Annotated in this window: 16 protein-coding genes; 14 read left to right on the top strand and 2 right to left on the bottom strand. The window is 62.0% G+C overall.

Translation table 11 applies throughout. The annotated features are described in order from the left end of the window. Positions 1-70: 70 nt before the first annotated feature. Positions 71-1,210 (bottom strand): efflux RND transporter periplasmic adaptor subunit, encoded by a 1,140-nt coding sequence (locus ACWKWE_RS11585; protein WP_483850589.1) that lies wholly within the window; start codon positions 1,208-1,210, stop codon positions 71-73. 443 nt (positions 1,211-1,653) lie between these two features. Between ACWKWE_RS11585 and ACWKWE_RS11580 the strand changes: the two genes are divergently transcribed. Further along, the gene (locus ACWKWE_RS11580; RefSeq protein WP_166594862.1) at positions 1,654-2,631 is read left to right on the top strand and encodes a GlxA family transcriptional regulator; all 978 of its coding nucleotides are present in this window, start codon (positions 1,654-1,656) and stop codon (positions 2,629-2,631) included. A 63-nt stretch (positions 2,632-2,694) separates the two neighbouring features. On the opposite strand, the gene ACWKWE_RS11575 is transcribed toward ACWKWE_RS11580, so the two are convergent. Continuing rightward, the gene (locus ACWKWE_RS11575) at positions 2,695-3,108 is read right to left on the bottom strand and encodes a Rid family hydrolase (RefSeq protein ID WP_166594861.1); all 414 of its coding nucleotides are present in this window, start codon (positions 3,106-3,108) and stop codon (positions 2,695-2,697) included. A gap of 191 nt (positions 3,109-3,299) precedes the next feature. Between ACWKWE_RS11575 and ACWKWE_RS11570 the strand changes: the two genes are divergently transcribed. The 13 genes from ACWKWE_RS11570 (at position 3,300) to ACWKWE_RS11510 (ending at position 17,634) form a co-directional block, all read left to right on the top strand. Continuing rightward, positions 3,300-3,980: a GntR family transcriptional regulator gene (locus ACWKWE_RS11570; RefSeq protein ID WP_166594860.1), complete on the top strand. Its 681-nt coding sequence runs from the start codon at positions 3,300-3,302 to the stop codon at positions 3,978-3,980. An 81-nt stretch (positions 3,981-4,061) separates the two neighbouring features. Further along, positions 4,062-4,796: an SDR family NAD(P)-dependent oxidoreductase gene (locus ACWKWE_RS11565; protein WP_483850588.1), complete on the top strand. Its 735-nt coding sequence runs from the start codon at positions 4,062-4,064 to the stop codon at positions 4,794-4,796. Then, a complete protein-coding gene (locus ACWKWE_RS11560; protein WP_483850587.1) occupies positions 4,789-5,853 on the top strand; it encodes a phosphotransferase in 1,065 nt (354 codons plus the stop codon). The genes ACWKWE_RS11565 and ACWKWE_RS11560 overlap by 8 nt, the downstream gene beginning before the upstream one ends. After that, positions 5,850-7,100, top strand: coding sequence for an aspartate aminotransferase family protein (locus tag ACWKWE_RS11555; RefSeq protein ID WP_483850586.1), 1,251 nt, complete (start codon positions 5,850-5,852; stop codon positions 7,098-7,100). Before ACWKWE_RS11560 ends, ACWKWE_RS11555 begins: the two co-directional genes overlap by 4 nt. Before the next feature lie 283 nt (positions 7,101-7,383). Continuing rightward, entirely contained in the window at positions 7,384-7,863 is a 480-nt protein-coding gene (locus ACWKWE_RS11550; RefSeq protein ID WP_483850585.1) for a formate dehydrogenase subunit gamma, read from the top strand. Further along, a complete protein-coding gene (locus tag ACWKWE_RS11545) occupies positions 7,860-9,419 on the top strand; it encodes an NADH-ubiquinone oxidoreductase-F iron-sulfur binding region domain-containing protein (RefSeq protein WP_483850584.1) in 1,560 nt (519 codons plus the stop codon). The genes ACWKWE_RS11550 and ACWKWE_RS11545 overlap by 4 nt, the downstream gene beginning before the upstream one ends. Continuing rightward, on the top strand, positions 9,416-12,301 hold the full coding sequence (gene fdhF, locus ACWKWE_RS11540) for a formate dehydrogenase subunit alpha (protein ID WP_483850583.1): 2,886 nt from the start codon (positions 9,416-9,418) through the stop codon (positions 12,299-12,301). Before ACWKWE_RS11545 ends, fdhF begins: the two co-directional genes overlap by 4 nt. Further along, entirely contained in the window at positions 12,298-12,513 is a 216-nt protein-coding gene (locus ACWKWE_RS11535) for a formate dehydrogenase subunit delta (protein ID WP_166594853.1), read from the top strand. The genes fdhF and ACWKWE_RS11535 overlap by 4 nt, the downstream gene beginning before the upstream one ends. Positions 12,514-12,836: 323 nt before the next feature. Continuing rightward, entirely contained in the window at positions 12,837-13,838 is a 1,002-nt protein-coding gene (locus tag ACWKWE_RS11530) for a hypothetical protein (RefSeq protein ID WP_483850582.1), read from the top strand. Between the two features lie 11 nt (positions 13,839-13,849). After that, a complete protein-coding gene (locus ACWKWE_RS11525; RefSeq protein WP_483850581.1) occupies positions 13,850-14,548 on the top strand; it encodes a class I SAM-dependent methyltransferase in 699 nt (232 codons plus the stop codon). Positions 14,549-14,579: 31 nt separating this feature from the next. After that, on the top strand, positions 14,580-15,773 hold the full coding sequence (locus ACWKWE_RS11520) for a DegT/DnrJ/EryC1/StrS family aminotransferase (RefSeq protein ID WP_341963557.1): 1,194 nt from the start codon (positions 14,580-14,582) through the stop codon (positions 15,771-15,773). Then, complete coding sequence (locus ACWKWE_RS11515; RefSeq protein ID WP_483850580.1) at positions 15,770-16,894, top strand: aminotransferase class I/II-fold pyridoxal phosphate-dependent enzyme; 1,125 nt, start codon at positions 15,770-15,772, stop codon at positions 16,892-16,894. The genes ACWKWE_RS11520 and ACWKWE_RS11515 overlap by 4 nt, the downstream gene beginning before the upstream one ends. A 20-nt stretch (positions 16,895-16,914) precedes the next feature. Continuing rightward, positions 16,915-17,634: a WbqC family protein gene (locus ACWKWE_RS11510; protein ID WP_483850579.1), complete on the top strand. Its 720-nt coding sequence runs from the start codon at positions 16,915-16,917 to the stop codon at positions 17,632-17,634.

Below are 17,634 nucleotides of genomic sequence, written 5' to 3'. Positions count from 1 at the left end.
TGCGTGAGCGTGCGGAATCGAGCGTTGCCGGCGTGGCCGAACGGCGGATGGACATGTCGTTCACTCATGGCTATTGCACCGATGTGCCGATAGATACTTTGTCTCCCGGACGTACCCGTTGCAGCCCGCTGACGACCACCCGTTCGCCCTCCTTCAATCCGGACTTGACGATGCGTTCGTTGCCCTGCAGATCGCCGAGAACGACCTGGCGGTACACGACGTGATCGTCATCGCCGACGACGTAGGCGAACCGCTTGTCCTGATCGGTGCCCATGGCGGCGTCGTCCATCAGCAGCGCGGGATAGGGCTCGCTGCCCCCGACCTTGAGCCGCGCATACAGACCGGGCAGCAGCGCGCCATCGGCGTTGTCGAAGCGCGCCCGCACACGGATGGTGCCGGATGAGGTGTCGAGGGCGTTGTCGACGGATTGAATGACGCCACGGCGCGAATAGCCGGTCTCGTTGCCCAGCCCGAGGTCGACCGGCACCTTGCCGTTGCGGCCTACGCTGCGGATGTATTTCAAGTACGTCTGTTCGTCGGCATTGAACTCGGCGTAGATCGGGTCCATGGACATGACGGTGGTCAGCGATTCCGCACCGGCGCCCGCATGCACGAGGTTGCCCAACGTCACTTCAGCGCGGGAGACCCGCCCTGAAATCGGCGCGATAACCTGGGTGTAAGCCAAGTCGATTTCGGCAGCCTTCAACGTGGCCTCGGCGGTTTTCAGATGGGCGACGGCCTCCAGCGCGGCATTGTTTTTTTCGTCGTAGTCGCGCCGGGCGATGGCATTTTCAGCCAGGAGCCGTTGCGCCCTCGCCCAATCATTCTGCGTGTAGGCCATCCGCGCCCTGGCCGCTGCGACCTCGCCTTTTGCCCGGTCCACCTGCGCCTGATAGGGGCGCGGGTCGATCACGAACAGCACGTCACCCTGTTTCACCATCTGCCCGTCATGGATGTTGACGAACGTCAGCGTGCCGGAGACTTGCGGCCGAACATCCACCCGCTCCACGGCGCTCAAACGCCCCGAGTAGAACTGCCAGTCGGTCACGTTCTGCTGCTTCACCACCGCCACATCGACCACCGGCAAATGTGGCGCTTCCTGTGCGACCGCCTGCTCTGTACGTTCCATCAGGCCATACGTCACGCTAGCGGCAAGTAAACAGCTGCCCGCCAGAACGAGGGCCAGGCGCGGCTTCAATAGGGTTGTCATAGGGGCTCCGAGTCGGTCAATGATCCGCAGATCGAACGGCCGCCCACCCCCTTCTGCCGTATCCAGACGGAGGCTGCACAGTCGCGGGACGTGTTCGATGCCATGGGTGTCGAGGCGCTCAAGGACGCCTGCTCATGAAACGGTGGGCATTTTCGTCACCGCAACGCACAGGGAAAAGGACGTAGTTCCCTCCTTTAACGCCATGAAGGAAACGTTCGCAGCCACCCCCCAGCGTCTGGGCCTTCTTCGCGAATGAATTCGCGCCTACAGAGGGCAGCGTCTCGCAGTGCTTCCGCGACCTCCTGTGACGATGACGGTTTTTGCGGGTTTTACGCCCTTTGCACCGTTCCGGATCTGGCGGATCATCGGCGGGTCACAGACGTGTGTCGCAAGGAACACAGACGTCACAGAGTGGAATTCACGATGCTTGAATAGGTACTGAGATGCGTGATATCGCCTTCCTGATCTTCCCCGGCTTCCAGATTCTCGACCTCACGGGTCCGCTGGCGGCGTTCGAGCTGGCCAAGGGGGTGGGCGTGCCTGATCCCTATCGGTGTTTCGTGGTGTCGCAATCGGGCGGTCCAGTCAGGAGTTCTTCCGGTCTGGAGGTGACAGCGAGCAAGATCAGGTCCAAGCCTTACGACACGTTGACGGTGGTGGGCGCCGATCTATTGTCCAGACCGTACGATCTTCCCGACATCTCGGATCACTTGGCCAGGGCCGCGGCCAAAGGCACCCGACGCGTCGCCAGCGTGTGCACCGGCGCGTTTTTCCTGGCCGAGGCGGGTTTGCTGGACGGACGTCGGGCCACTACGCACTGGAAGCAGACGGCGCAGTTGCAACGTCAATTCCCGAAAGTGAAGGTCGAGCCGAACCGGATTTTCGTCAAGGAAGGCGGCATCTGGACGTCAGCAGGCGTGACGGCGGGCATCGATCAAGCGTTGGCGATGATCGAAGAAGATCTGGGCAGCGCCGTTTCCCACGAAGTCGCAAGGCTGCTGGTCGTTTATCACCGCCGCCCTGGCGGGCAATCGCAGTTCTCAGCCATGGCCGACATGGAGCCCGCCACCGACCGCATGCGCGAGGTGCTGACCTACATGCGCGAGCATCTGCACGAGCAGCTGTCAACCGAACACCTGGCCGCCATCGCCTGCCTGAGTCCGCGTCAATTTGGCCGAGCTTTTCTGATGGAAACGGGTGAAACGCCCGCGAAGGCCGTCGAACGCTTGCGCGTTGAAGTGGCCAGGCAGCGCGTCGAGCGAAGCGCCGAGCCCATCGAGCTGATCGCCCATTCGGTCGGGTTCAGAGACCCGGAACGCATGCGCCGAGCGTTCATCAGAGTGACCGGCCATCCACCACAAAGCGTCCGTCGGCTCTCTCATCAGAAGGGTGTGGACGACGCCCTCGCCATCGCGCCATAACCGGCGGCCTCAGGCGAGGCCGCAAGCCTGGACGTTGAGGCACGCGTCATCCGCCAGGGTCAATCAAACCTTCAAGGCCGCGACGACCTTGATCTCGATCTTGAGCTCCGGCAAGCCAAGCGCTTCGATACCGATCAACGTCCACGCCGGGAACGGCTCGACGAAATGCCGCTTCTTGACCGGCAGGAAATCGTCGAGGTGCTGTTTCAGGTCCACGTGATAACTGACGACCTCCACCAGATCGCCCATGCCCAACCCTTCCAGACGCAACACCTCAGCGATGCGCTGAAAGGCCAGTTCGGTCTGTTCAGCAACGGAAACCGGCACGGTGCCGTCCGCTTTCACACCCACCAATCCTGCGACAAACAACAGCCCACCGGCCCTGACCGCCGGGGCATATTGCCAGTCGGTGAACGCTTGGGTGCTCACGCCGAACACGTCGTTGCCTTCGGGAATTTCTACGACTGATTTGCTCATGTTCAATCCTCATCACATCACGCGACAGCCACACGTAGCGCTGTCTGTAGCTGTGAAGCCTAAGCGTTGCTTGAGGGAAAACGAACGACACAAATCCCTCGCTTTCGGTCATTGAGGGCCATTCAACGCGGGAGAGCCTCGGGCATCCTGTTGTATAGTCGCCCGTCATACGCCTCGGCACTTGGTGACTCATGTCCTACCCGCTCGACACCATCGCCCATACCTATCTGGGCTCCAACGTCTACTCGCAGTTGCGTAACGCGCTGATCACCGGCGGGCTCAAGCCGGATGACCGGCTGCGGATACGGGAACTGGCCGCCCAACTGGGCACCAGTGTCACGCCGGTCCGCGACGCCATCCTGCAACTGGCGAAGGAGAAGGCGTTGGTGCTCAAGACCCCGAAGGACATTCGGGTTCCGGTGCTGGACCGTGAAGCGTATCTGGAAATCCGCACCCTGCGCTTCAACCTCGAAGGCCTCGGCGCCGAGGCCGCTGCCAACGTGGCCACAGAGGCCGACATCACGCGCATCGACACCAATATCCAGCTCAACCTTCAGGCCATCGAAAGGCATGACGTGCCCGAAGCGCTGCGGCTCAACAGCGAGTTTCACTTTCTGATCGCCGAAGCCGCGCGCATGCCCCTGCTGCGGGGTTATCTGGACAGCCTGTGGATGCGCGCAGGCCCTTTGATCGCCCAGGCGTACGCCCACTTTTCCCTGACCATGGCCATCGAACATCACGTGGAAGTGCTCAGCGCCCTTCGCCAAAAAGATGCGGCCGCCGCCAGACACGCGATCCAGACCGACATCATGGACGGCAACCAGAAGATGCTGGAATTCATCGCCGTCAGTCAGGAAGCACTCGACGAGTGACGTCATTTTCAAGGGCCTATTGACACATCACTCGGCTAAAAAACATGATGCATCAAACTTCATACCTCCGGAGAGACCATCATGACTGCCAAGAAGACGCTCCTGTTGACCGGCGCCAGCCGCGGTATTGGTCATGCCACCGTCAAGCATTTCCACGCTGCGGGCTGGGAAATCTTCACCGCATCCCGGCAGGATTGGGTCGCGGAATGCCCGTGGGCAGAAGGCCTGCTCAACCACATTCACCTCGATCTGGAAGACATCGACAGCGTCAGCGACAGCATGGCGGCGATCAAGGACAAGCTCGGTGGACGCCTGGACGCGCTGGTCAATAACGCCGGCATATCACCCAAAGGTCCGGAAGGTGCGCGAATGGGCGTTCTGGAATCCGACTACGCGACCTGGATCAAAGTGTTCAACGTCAACCTGTTCTCCACCGCACTGCTGGCGCGGGGCCTGTTCGATGAACTCAAGGCCGCGAAAGGCAGCATCATCAATGTCACCTCGATTGCTGGCTCGAAAGTGCACCCGTTCGCCGGGGTCTGCTACTCCACGTCTAAAGCCGCGCTCTCGGCCCTGACCCGGGAAATGGCCTACGACTTCGGTCGTCACGGCGTACGGGTCAACGCCATTGCGCCGGGAGAAATCGACACGTCGATCCTCTCCCCCGGCACCGCAGACATCGTCGAACGGCTGGTGCCGATGCACCGCCTGGGCAAGCCCGAAGAAGTCGCGTCACTGGTGTATTTCCTCTGCACCAGCGGCGCGTCGTACGTGAACGGCTCGGAAATCCACGTCAACGGTGGCCAGCATGTCTGAAGCAGTGATGACTGACGTCTCCTGCGCGAAGCTCATGACGACCCAAGCGCCCGAGTTGGACGAACGCAGAGCGCTGGAAATGGCCGCGCAGGTCTACGGCCTGAACGGGACGATTCGGCCGCTGAACGGTGAACGGGACGCGAATTTTCTCGTGCGCTCCGATCGGGGCGCGTACGTGCTGAAAGTCATCAATCCAGCGGAAAGCCCCAGCGTCACCCACTTCCAGACGCAGGCCCTGTTGCACATCGAGCGCCATGGCGCCCACCTTCCGGTGCCTCGCGTGCTGGCGGCATTGAACGGTGAGTTCGAGCCCTGCGTGCGGGTCGGTGAACAGCATTTCACCGTACGCGCGGTGACCTACCTGGAAGGCATTTCGCAGAATCAGGGCACGCCCAGCATGGCGCTGATGCATCAGTTGGGCACGATCCTGGCGGACGTCAATCTGGCGTTGAACAACTTTCAGCACCCCGGTGCGCAGCGCAATCTGCTGTGGGATGTGGGCCATGCCGAACGCACCCGCCCTCACTTGCACTGCCTGGACGCCGCGCAACAACCGCTGGTGACCGCGCTGATGGACCGCCACGAAACCCACGTGAAGCCTCGACTGGCCAAGCTGCGCGCGCAAGTTATCCATAACGACCTGAACCCGCACAATGTCATGCTCGATGCCGCGACCGGCACCCGAGTGACGGCCATCATCGATTTTGGTGACGCCCTGTACGCCCCCCTTATCAATGATCTGGGCACCGCGCTGTCGTACCAGTTCGACGCCGACGCCGCCGACCCGCTCTGGCAAATCAAGGCCTTTGCCGCTGCCTACTCCAGACGCATTCCGTTGTTGCGCGAAGAGCTTGAAGTCCTCGGCGATCTGATCGCCATGCGCATGGCCATGGCGATCACCATCGCCCAATGGCGAGCAAGCCTGTACCCGGACAACCGCGCCTACGTGCTGCGTAACCTCAGCACCACTTGGCGCAACCTGCAATCGCTGGTCGCCCTGCCCGCTGGGCAACTGACCCAAGCGCTGATCAATGCCTGCACACCGGAGGCCGCATGAGTTCCGATCTGCTTTCCCGCCGCGAGCATGCCCTCGGCGCCAGCTACCGCCTGTTTTACGAAGAACCCTTCGCACCGGTGCGGGGCGAAGGCGTCTGGCTGTTCGACCAGAACGGCACGCCCTTTCTGGACGCCTACAACAACGTGGCTTCCGTGGGCCACTGCCACCCCGCGGTGGTGCGGGCGATTGCCGAACAGAGCGCGCAGCTCAACACCCATACGCGTTACCTGCACTCGGCGATCGTCGACTACGCCGAAGATTTGCTCAGCGAGTTTCCCGAGTCCCTGAACAACCTGACCATGACCTGCACCGGCAGCGAGGCCAATGACCTCGCGCTGCGCATCGCCCACTGTCACAGCGGCGGCACGGGGATTCTCGTGACACGCTGGGCCTATCACGGCGTCACCAGCGCGCTGGCAGAAATCTCGCCGTCATTGGCGACTGGACTGCCCACCGCCAGCCATGTGCGCTTGCTCGACCCGCCGGATTCGTATCGCGGCAACCATTTCGTGGCCAGCGTCAAAGCCGCCCTCGCGGACATGCGGGCTCACGGCATCCAGCCTGCGGCGTTGATGGTGGACAGCATTTTTTCCAGCGACGGTGTGTTTTCTCCGTCCAACGGCGAACTGGCCGCTGCCGCTCAGTGCGTGCGCGAAGCTGGCGGCCTGTACATCGCCGATGAAGTCCAGCCCGGATTCGGCCGCACCGGCGCGCAGCGCTGGGGATTTCAGCACGACGCCGTGATTCCGGACCTCGTGACCCTGGGCAAGCCCATGGGCAATGGCCACCCCGTCGCAGGCGTGGTGGGCCGCTCGACGCTGTTCGACCAGTTCGGCCGTCAGCAGCGCTATTTCAATACGTACGGCGGCAATCCCGTGTCTTGCAAAGCCGCGCACGCAGTGCTCGGCGTGCTTCGCGATGAGAACCTACAGGCCAATGCCCATGACGTGGGCGGCTACCTCAAACGCGGGTTGCAAGCCTTGGCCGAGCGCTTCGAAGTGATCGGCGATGTTCGTGGCGAGGGCCTGTTTCTCGGCGTCGAACTGGTGGAAGACCGCACTACCCAATCCCCCGCCACCCGCATTGCGGCAGCGACGGTGAATGGCATGCGCCGCAGGCAGGTGCTGATCAGCGCCACCGGCCCCGCCGCCAACGTCCTCAAGATCCGTCCGCCACTGGTGTTCCAGCGCAACCATGCCGATCTGTTGCTGGAACGGTTGGAAGCCACGCTGAGGGCGGTCACATAAAGCCCCTCCGGATTGGCCCGCACCGTCTAAACTCCATCCAGTCGCAAAAAGAACGGGCCGCGTCGCTTTTGTAAGAAAAAATCAAAAACGGCATGCCAAGCTGCGTTCCATACCCGACCAAGGGCGTGACAAAGATCGCGCCGGGTACAACAAGATGCCCGACAAGGGTGCCCTGGCTTCGGCCTGAAAATCCACGTGCCCGTGACGTGGTACATGCGCCGCAGCCCACACTTTCGGACAACCGACAACCATCTGGTTCGTCCGTGACCGTGAGGAATGCTGTATGCCTGACCAGATGTCGATTCTGCCCATGGTCAACAGCCTGCTGGAGCGCCACAAAGGCTCTCCGGGCGCACTGTTGCCCATTCTCCACGAGATTCAGGAAGGCATCGGTTACATCCCCGACGCCGCCATCCCCGACATAGCCCACGCCCTCAACCAAAGCCAGGCCGAAGTGCGTGGCGTCATCAGTTTCTATCACGACTTCCGCACCGCGCCACCGGCCCGCCATATTCTGCGCCTGTGCCGGGCCGAGTCCTGCAAAAGCCGGGGGGCCGAGCAATTGGCGGCGCAATTGCGCGAGCGTCTGCAACTGGACGATCACGGCAGCAGCGCCGACGGCAATATCAGCTTGCGGCCGGTGTATTGCCTGGGCGCGTGCGCGTGCTCACCCGCGCTGGAGCTGGACGGAAAACTGCACGCGCGGCTCAGCGCTGAGCGTCTTGATGCCCTGCTCGACACGTGCCGGGAGGACGCACAATGACGCGTCTATACCTGCCCGCCGACTCCGTAGCCCGCGCCGTGGGGGCGGACGCCGTTGCCGTGGCCCTCGCCAGCGAAGCGCGCACACGCAACCTGCCACTGGACTTGCACCACACCAGCTCCCGAGGCCTTTACTGGCTGGAACCGCTGCTGGAAGTGGACAGCCCGCAAGGCCGCCTCGGTTTCGGCCCGCTGACGGAAGATGACGTCCCCGGCGTGCTCGACGCGCTGCTCGGCGATCCCTCCAGCCATCCGTTGTCTTTGGGATTGGTGGAAGAGTTGCCCTATCTGAAGACCCAACAACGCCTGCTGTTCGCCCGCGCCGGGATCACTCAACCGCTCTCGCTGCAGGATTACAAAACCCACGGCGGTTTCGAGGGCCTGACCCGCGCCATTGCCGTGGGTGGCGACGAGACAGCTACCGCCGTGTTCGACTCCGGCCTGCGCGGTCGCGGCGGCGCGGCCTTCCCTGCCGGGATCAAATGGCGCACCGTCCGCAGCAGGCAAGCCGCGCAGAAATACGTGGTGTGCAACGCCGACGAAGGCGATTCCGGGACCTTCGCCGACCGCATGCTGATGGAAGGCGACCCCTTCCTGTTAATAGAAGGCATGGTCATCGCCGGGATCACCGTCGGCGCCAGCCTCGGCTACATCTACGTGCGCTCGGAATACCCCCAAGCCATCGCCACCCTGCGCGAAGCCATCACGATTGCCCGCTCCGCTGGCTTCCTCGGCGACGACGTCGCGGGCAGCGGCCTGGCGTTCGATATGGAAGTCCGGGTCGGCGCAGGCGCGTACATCTGCGGTGAAGAAACCGCGCTGCTGGACTCACTGGAAGGCAAACGTGGGCTGGTGCGCGCCAAGCCGCCAATCCCCGCGTTGAAAGGGCTGTTCGGTCAGCCGACCCTGGTTCATAACGTGCTGACCCTGGCGTCGGTGCCGCTGATTCTGGCCAAGGGCGCGCAGTTCTATCGCGATTACGGTATGGGCCGATCTACCGGCACCATGCCGTTTCAACTGGCGGGCAACATTCGCCACGGCGGCCTTGTAGAGCGGGCATTTGGCCTGACCTTGCGGGAACTGGTGGAAGTCTATGGCGGCGGGACCGCCAGTGGTCGTCCGCTGAAAGCCGCGCAAATTGGCGGCCCGCTGGGCGCCTGGGTACCGCCGTCACAGTTCGACACACCGCTGGACTACGAGGCGTTCGCTGCCATCGGCGCGATGCTCGGCCACGGCGGCGTGGTGGTGGCTGACGACACCCTGGACATGGCCCACATGGCGCGGTTCGCCCTGGAATTCTGCGCCGAAGAATCCTGCGGCAAATGCACACCCTGCCGCATCGGTTCGACCCGGGGCGTCGAGGTCATCGACCGGATACTGGCTGCGCCTGACCAGAACGTTCGGGATCAGCAGGCCATCATCCTCAAAGACCTGTGCGACACCCTGCAATTCGGTTCGCTCTGCGCGCTCGGCGGCATGACCGCCTACCCCGTCGCCAGCGCGCTCAAGCACTTCCCTGCCGACTTTGGTCTGCAACTCTCGGAGGCCGAGCAATGATCACGATATTCGACCCGAAAACCGACGCCGACTTAGGCACGCCCGCCCGCCACAGCGGCGTGCAGGTCACCCTGAACATCGACGGCCAACGTATCAGTGTGCCTGAAGGCACCTCCGTCATGCGTGCCGCCGCGCTGATGGGCACCACCATTCCCAAACTGTGCGCCACCGACAGCCTCGAAGCGTTCGGCTCCTGCCGCATGTGCCTGGTGGAAATCGAGGGCATGCGCGGCTATCCGGCCTCGTGCACCACGCCGGTCACCGAAGGCATGACCGTGCACACCCAGACGCCGAAACTTGCGACGCTGCGCCGCAACGTCATGGAGCTGTACATCTCCGATCACCCGCTGGACTGCCTGACGTGCTCGGCCAACGGCAACTGCGAACTGCAAACCGTTGCCGGTCAGGTCGGCCTGCGGGAAGTGCGCTACGGCTACGAAGGCGAAAACCATCTCGCTGACAAGAAAGACGTGTCCAACCCGTACTTTGATTACGACCCGAGCAAGTGCATCGTCTGCAGCCGCTGCGTGCGGGCCTGTGAAGAAACCCAGGGCACTTTCGCGCTGACGATCACTGGACGCGGCTTCGAATCCCGCGTGTCCGCCGCCGGTGGCGACAACTTCCTCGAATCGGAGTGCGTGTCCTGCGGCGCCTGCGTGCAAGCCTGCCCCACCGCGACCCTGATGGAAAAAAGCGTGGTGGAGAAAGGCCAGCCGGAGCACAGCGTCATCACCACCTGCGCCTATTGCGGCGTGGGCTGCTCGTTCCGCGCCGAGATGAAAGGCGATGAACTGGTGCGCATGGTCCCGGACAAGAACGGCCATGCCAACCATGGCCACTCCTGCGTCAAGGGCCGTTTCGCCTGGGGCTATGCAACCCACCCGGATCGCATCACCAAACCGATGATCCGCAAGCACATCAGCGACCCTTGGCAGGAAGTCAGCTGGGACGAGGCCGTGACTTACGCCGCCAGCGAAATGCGTCGCCTGCAACAGAAATACGGCCGCGATTCCATTGGCGGCATCACCTCCAGCCGCTGCACTAACGAAGAAACCTATCTCGTACAGAAACTGGTGCGCGCCGCGTTCGGCAACAACAACGTCGACACCTGTGCGCGGGTTTGCCACTCGCCAACCGGCTATGGCCTGAAACAGACGCTGGGCGAATCGGCAGGCACCCAGAGCTTCGACTCGGTGATGAAAGCCGATGTGATTCTGGTCATGGGCGCCAACCCCAGCGATGCCCATCCGGTGTTTGGTTCTCAACTCAAGCGCCGCCTGCGCGAAGGCGCTCAACTGATCGTCATCGACCCACGGCGCATCGATCTGGTGGATTCGGTTCATGGCCGGGCCAAGATTCACCTCGCGCTGCGTCCGGGCACCAACGTCGCCATGCTCAACGCCTTGGCTCACGTGATCGTCACCGACGGCTTGCTCGATCAGGCGTTCATTGACGCCCGCTGCGAAGGCAATGACTTTGCCCGCTGGAGCGAATTCGTCAGCCGCGCAGAGCATTCGCCGGAAGTACTGGGCCTCATCTGCGGTGTGAACGCCGCCGACATTCGCGCCGCCGCCCGCCTCTACGCCAGCGCCAACAACGCCGCCATTTATTACGGGCTGGGCGTCACCGAACACAGTCAGGGCAGCACCGCCGTCATGGGCATCGCCAACCTGGCCATGGTTACCGGCAACATTGGCCGTGAAGGCGTCGGCGTGAACCCGCTGCGTGGGCAGAACAACGTGCAGGGTTCCTGCGACATGGGCTCATTCCCCCACGAACTGCCGGGCTATCGCCACATCTCCAACGAAGTTGTGCGCACTCAGTTCGAGAATGCCTGGAACGTCACGCTGCAACCCGACCCAGGCCTGCGCATTCCCAACATGTTCGAATCGGCGCTGGCCGGTCAATTCAAGGGCTTGTACTGCCAGGGCGAAGACATCGCCCAGAGCGACCCGAACACCCAGCACGTGACAGCAGCCCTGTCGGCCATGGAATGCGTGGTGGTGCAGGACATCTTCCTTAACGAAACCGCGAAATTCGCCCACGTGTTCCTGCCGGGCGCTTCGTTCCTTGAAAAAGACGGCACCTTCACCAACGCCGAACGCCGCATCTCACGGGTGCGCAAGGTCATGGACCCGCTGGGCGGCAAGGCCGACTGGGAGGGCACCGTCGCGCTGGCCAACGCCTTGGGCTACCCGATGAGCTACACACACCCGTCGGAGATCATGGACGAAATCGCCAGCCTGACGCCAACGTTCACCAACGTCAGCTACGCCGCGCTGGACGTTCACGGCAGCCTGCAATGGCCGTGCAACGAAGGCGCGCCCGACGGCACGCCGACCATGCACATCGACCAGTTCGTGCGTGGCAAAGGCCGCTTCATGCTCACCGGCTACGTGCCCACCGAGGAAAAGGTCAATACCCGCTACCCGCTGCTGCTCACCACCGGCCGCATCCTCAGCCAATACAACGTTGGCGCCCAGACCCGTCGCACCGAGAACGTTGCCTGGCACGAAGAAGACCGGCTGGAAATCCACCCGACCGACGCCGAAAGCCGTGGGGTCAACGAAGGCGATTGGGTGGGCATCGGCAGCCGGGCCGGCCAGACCGTGCTGCGCGCCCGGGTGACCGAACGCGTCGCACCGGGCGTGGTGTACACCACGTTCCACTTCCCGGAATCCGGCGCCAACGTCATCACCACGGACAACTCCGACTGGGCCACCAACTGCCCGGAATACAAAGTCACCGCCGTGGAAGTCAGCCGCGTCTACCACCCTTCCGAGTGGCAAAAACGCTACCAGGCCTTCAGCGACGAACAGCAACGCCTGCTCGACGAACGGCGCCAGGCTCGCCACACCGACAAAGCGGAGGTGCGCCGATGAGCGACGCCAACCTGATCAAAATGGTCAACCAGATCGCCAAATACTTCGCCACCGAACCGGATCAAGAGGCCGCAGTTCTCGGTGTGCGCAACCACATCCAGATGTTCTGGACGCCGGGGATGAAGAAGGAGTTGGTGGCGTTGCAGGCGGCGAATCACGGCGCGGAATTGCACCCGCTGGCGCAAGATGCGGTAAAGGGGGCTGGATGGTAGAACCGGCCAGAGGTGAATGCTGAAACCCAAAAGCCCCGAGTGATCGGGGCTTTCTTACTCATGCGACAGGGTCTTGGCTGGCCGTCGGTCGTTTGATTCCAACCGGGCAATTGCCGTATTTTGTGGGCTGCTCGTGGTCATTCGGAGCGGACCCACTGCGACATTGTCCATCACACGCGCGCTCCATCAAGTAAACCCGCGCCCCGCCGACATAGAGGTACAGAGCGTTTTGCGGCGAAATACGCCGACTGTGGCGCTCCCTCGATGAATCCCGCACGCGGCATGTGACAGGGAACTGACAGCCAACATCAGATGAGTACTCGATGCACTGGATATTGCATATTGGCGCACCCAAAACAGGGTCAACGGCCATCCAGCGGTTCATTTTCGACAATCGCGAACAATTGAAATCCCAGGGCATTCTTTATCCCGACGTCAGCCTGCGCGGATACGGCCATCATGACCTCGCTTTCTTGCTGGGTGGGGGTTATCCGGAGTGGGCCACGGGCCAGGAAAAGTCGCTCGCGCAGTTGCGCGACGAGCTCAAGGCGGCTGTAACGGGCAGTGACGCCCATACGGTGATCATCAGCAGCGAAAATTTCTTTATCTTCCCCAACCCCCAAGGCCTGCTGGACACGATGCGGGACGCCGGACTCGCGCCCGACGACCGAATTTCTGTCGTCTGTTATATCCGGCGGCAGGACGACGCCCATCTGTCCTGGTACAACCAGACCGTCAAGGCGCAGGGCAATGCGCTCAACTTTGCCGCCACCACTCGCCGCGACTTCGGGCTGTGGGACTATGCCGAGCGCCTGAAGCCGTGGCAGGAAACCTTCAAAGACGCCACCTTCGTCCTGCACGACTACGCCCGCTTCACCCGCGAAGACATCCGTATCGATTTCTTGCAGACACTCGGCCTGCCCGCTCAATCATTCGACTTGCCGAACGGGCGAGTCAACGAGCGCATCAACCGCGACATTCTCAATGTCCAGCGCCTGATCAACCGTCTGCCCATACGCACCGTCAACAAGCGGCGCTACCACAAACAACTCATTGAGCTGACGGCCGCAGCCGCTGGCAAAGCGGTGTTCGACGACAGCCCGTTTCTGACCGTTGCCCAGCGTCAAGCGCTGGTCGACAGCTACGCCGCCAGCAACAGAGCCATCGCACGGTCGTTCTTTCATCGCGATGAACTGTTCGCGCCCATCGCGCCTGGCGAGCACACCCACACCAGTGCGGCACCACGCGGGGCAACACTGACCAAGGTAGGCTTCGTCCTGCATTGGCTTTTCAATCATCGCCTGCGTCTGTCACGCCGCACTTGAGGTATCTGTTCATGTCGCGCATCAGCACCGAATATCAGTTCAAGGATCACCCACAAACCTGCGACCGGGACGACCTCTGGGGTCAGGTCAAACGCACTGTCGGCGGCAAGCCGGTGACAGAGGAACAAATCGCCATGATCATTGATGCGATCAGCCAAGGGGTCGACCTCAACGCTCAAGACCGGCTGCTGGACCTGTGCTGCGGCAATGGCGCCTTGAGCACTCAACTGTTCGGACGTTGCGCCGGCGGACTGGGCGTGGACTACTCGGACTTTCTGATCGATGTCGCCAACGAGCGGTTCGCCCGCCCTCCTGTCGAGCGCTATGTCCTCGACGATGCGCTGGCTTATCTGCATCGGGAAGAAGAACCGCAGCTGTTCACCAAAGCCATGTGTTACGGCGCATTCCCCTATTTTCCGCAGCCACTGGCGCTGGAGTTCTTGCAACTGCTGCACGCGCGGTTTACCGGCATCGAGCAGGTCTTCCTGGGCCAACTCCCTGACAGAAGTCGCATGGATGAATTCTTTACCTCACGCGTTCGCGTGCCCGGCGAAGAAGATGATCCTGGCAGCCTGATGGGCATCTGGCGAACCCAGGAACAACTCACAGAACTCGCCCAACGGGCCGGATGGGAAGTGCGCTGCAGCCGTATGCCAACGACGTTCTTCTCCTCGCATTACCGCTTTGACGCGATCCTGACCCGGATTTGAATACCCCCGCATACCTGGAGCACTTCTGCTCATGAGTACCGTCAGCCCTCTCGCCTTGTTCGGCGGCCAGCCCCTGTTCGAACGGCCGTTGACCACCGGGCAACTGGCCAATCGCGACCCCGAACGTTTTTTCGAGCTGGCCAGCGCTTCGCTGGAGCGCCGCCGGCTGACCAATCAGGGTCCGCTGGTCGATGAGCTTGAGCAACGCCTGTGCGAGCTCCATGGCACCCGGCATTGCGTCGCCTTTGCCAACGCCTGCTTTGCAATCATCCTCGCCTTGCGCAATCTGGCGCGGCCGAACGCACGCAAAGTGATCCTGCCCTCGCTCACCTTTCGCGGTTTGCCTCACCTGATTCGCTGGGCCGGATACGAGCCGCAGTTCTGTGACGTCGACCCGCTGACTCACACCCTGGCCCCGGGCGAGCTGGCCCGGCTGATCGACGCCGACACTGCGGCCGTGCTGGCGGTGGAGAACATCAATGGCCTGTGTGACATCGACGCGCTGGAACGCCTGACACTGGATGCTGGCATACCTCTGCTGGTCGATGCCGTGTATGGCATCGGGGGTCGCTACACAGACACCCTGCGGGACAACCGCGTAGGGACGCGTGGAAACGCTTCGGTTTTCAGCCTGCACGCCACCAAACTGATCAACGGTTTCGAAGGCGGCTATCTGACCACCGACGACGATGAACTGGCCGCGCAACTCCAGCGCCAGCGCAGCTTCGGCTTCGGCGACGCCGCCATTCCGGTCGAACTGGGCATGAATGCGAAACTCAATGAGTTGCATGCTGCCATGGCACTGTCTAACCTTGATCACATGCACGCCATTATCAACGACAACAAACGGCGTTTTGCCTGCTACCAGCGGCACTTTCAGGACCTGTCCTGGCTTTCATTCGCCGACTACAGCCAATCGCCCGGCACCTACGGTCTCGTCTTGCTGAAAGTGGGCACGCATGCCCCCTACAGCCGCGACGAACTGATCCGCATCCTGCGCGCCGAAAACGCTCTGGTCCGTCCGTATTATTCCCCACCTCTGCATCAACTGGAGCCAGGCTCACCTGCTCTGCCCGTGACCGAAAGCATCAGTCGGCAGTACATCCAGATGCCCGTCGGCGACCTGCTCGTCGAAGCGGACATCGAGCGTCTGGCACAACTCTTCAAGCGTCTGGAACAGGACGCAGTGCTGCTCGGCACACCCCTGGAGAGCGTCCCACAATGAACGAAAAGCCAGTGTTTGATGCGCCGTTGCATGTCGGGCAATTGAACCTGCCCGACCAGACCGAATTTCGGGACATGTTCGAGGGCATCTTTGCCCGACAGTTCTACACCAACCATGGCCCATTGGAGCAAGCGGCAGATCAGGCTCTCGCCGAGCATTTCGGGGTACGGCACGCCATCACCGTGGTCAATGGGACCGTGGCGCTGATGCTGCTGTTGCGCGCGATGGAACTGAGCGGTGAGGTGATCGTGCCCGCCTTCACCTTCCCCGCCACGGTGCAATCGTTGGTATGGGCCGGGCTCAAGCCGGTGTTCTGTGACGTTGACGGCGATACACAGATGCTCAACGCAGCGCTGGTAGAGGCCGCTATCACGCCGGCGACCTCGGCCATTCTCGGCGTACACATCTGGGGGCGAGGCTGCGACCCCCACGGCCTGGCCGGGGTGGCAAAAAAACAGGGTCTGCAATTGCTGTTCGACGCCGCTCACGCCACCGCTTGCACCTTCGAGGGGCAGCGAATGGGCGGATTTGGCCGCGCCGAGATCTTCTCATTCCACGCCACGAAAATTCTCAGCGGTGCCGAAGGTGGCTGCATCACCACCAACGACGACGCTCTGGCGGCCCGCTTGCGCACCCTGCGCAGCTTTCACGCCAGTGACGAACACGCCAGCGGCATCCTGCGCTTGAATGCGAAACTGTCGGAAGCCCAAGCGGCCATGATCCTTTTGGGGCTGCGGCATCTGGATCGTTTCATCCAGGAAAACCGCCAGCGCTATGAGCTTTATCGACAAGGGCTGGCAGGCATCGACGGTCTGGAATTCATCGATTATGCCGCCGGCGAACAGAGCAACTATCAATTTGCCGTGGTCCGCGTCACCGCCACGAAACTGGGCATCAGCCGCGATGAATTACTGGATTGGCTAACCGCCCGGAATGTTTTGGCACGCCGTTACTTTCACCCCGGTGTGCACCGTACCGAGCCCTTTGCCAGCGCGCTTTCAACCGAGCTCAAGGTCACAGATGAGCTGTGCCAAGTGTTGCTGCAATTACCGACGGGCCAGGCCATAACCCAGGATCACGTACGCGACATTTGCGCGCTGATCCGCTCGGCAATCACATAACGACTGACGGCACAGACCCCATGATCAGCACATTGGGCATCATGCAACCTTACTTCTTCCCCTATCTGGGCTACTTCCAGTTGATTGCATCCGTGGAACGCGGCGTGATCTTCGATACCGCGCAGTACGGTCGCAAGAGCTGGATGAATCGTAATCGAATCCTCGATGGCAAAGGCGGTTGGCAGTACATTCAGGTGCCGGTCAGCACGACGCTGGGCAGCTCGATTCAAGCCACCACGGTGATCGATCACTGCGCCGCCCAGCAACGCATTCTCGGCCAACTCGGTATCTATCGAGGCAAGGCACCGTTTTACCGTCGGGTGACTGAATTGATTCCAGCCGTCTTCGATTCGGTGACAGGCAACAGCATCAGCGACCTGAACACGCGTTCACTGCAGGTGGCGTGCGATTACATCGGCCTGCGCTTCAACTGGACACCGCATTCAGCCCTGAACCTGGAACTGCCGCCCATTGAGCATCCCGGTCAGTGGGCGCTGGAAATCAGCAGCCAGATGGGCGCCCGACGCTATATCAATTCGCCGGGCGGAAGGGACATATTTGTCCCCGATGAATGGCAACAGCGCGAGATCGAATTGCGCTTTCTGGATCTGTCGACCTTCGTTTACCCCACCGGCGCGTTGCCCTATGTCGGGAATCTGTCGATCCTCGATGTATTGATGTGGAACGAACCCGGCGACGTCGCCCGCTACATCCGCGAGCATACCCGAGTGGCCTGCTGA

The organism is Pseudomonas salicis (genome assembly GCF_057128705.1).
This window is presented reverse-complemented; position numbering and strand designations above follow the sequence as displayed.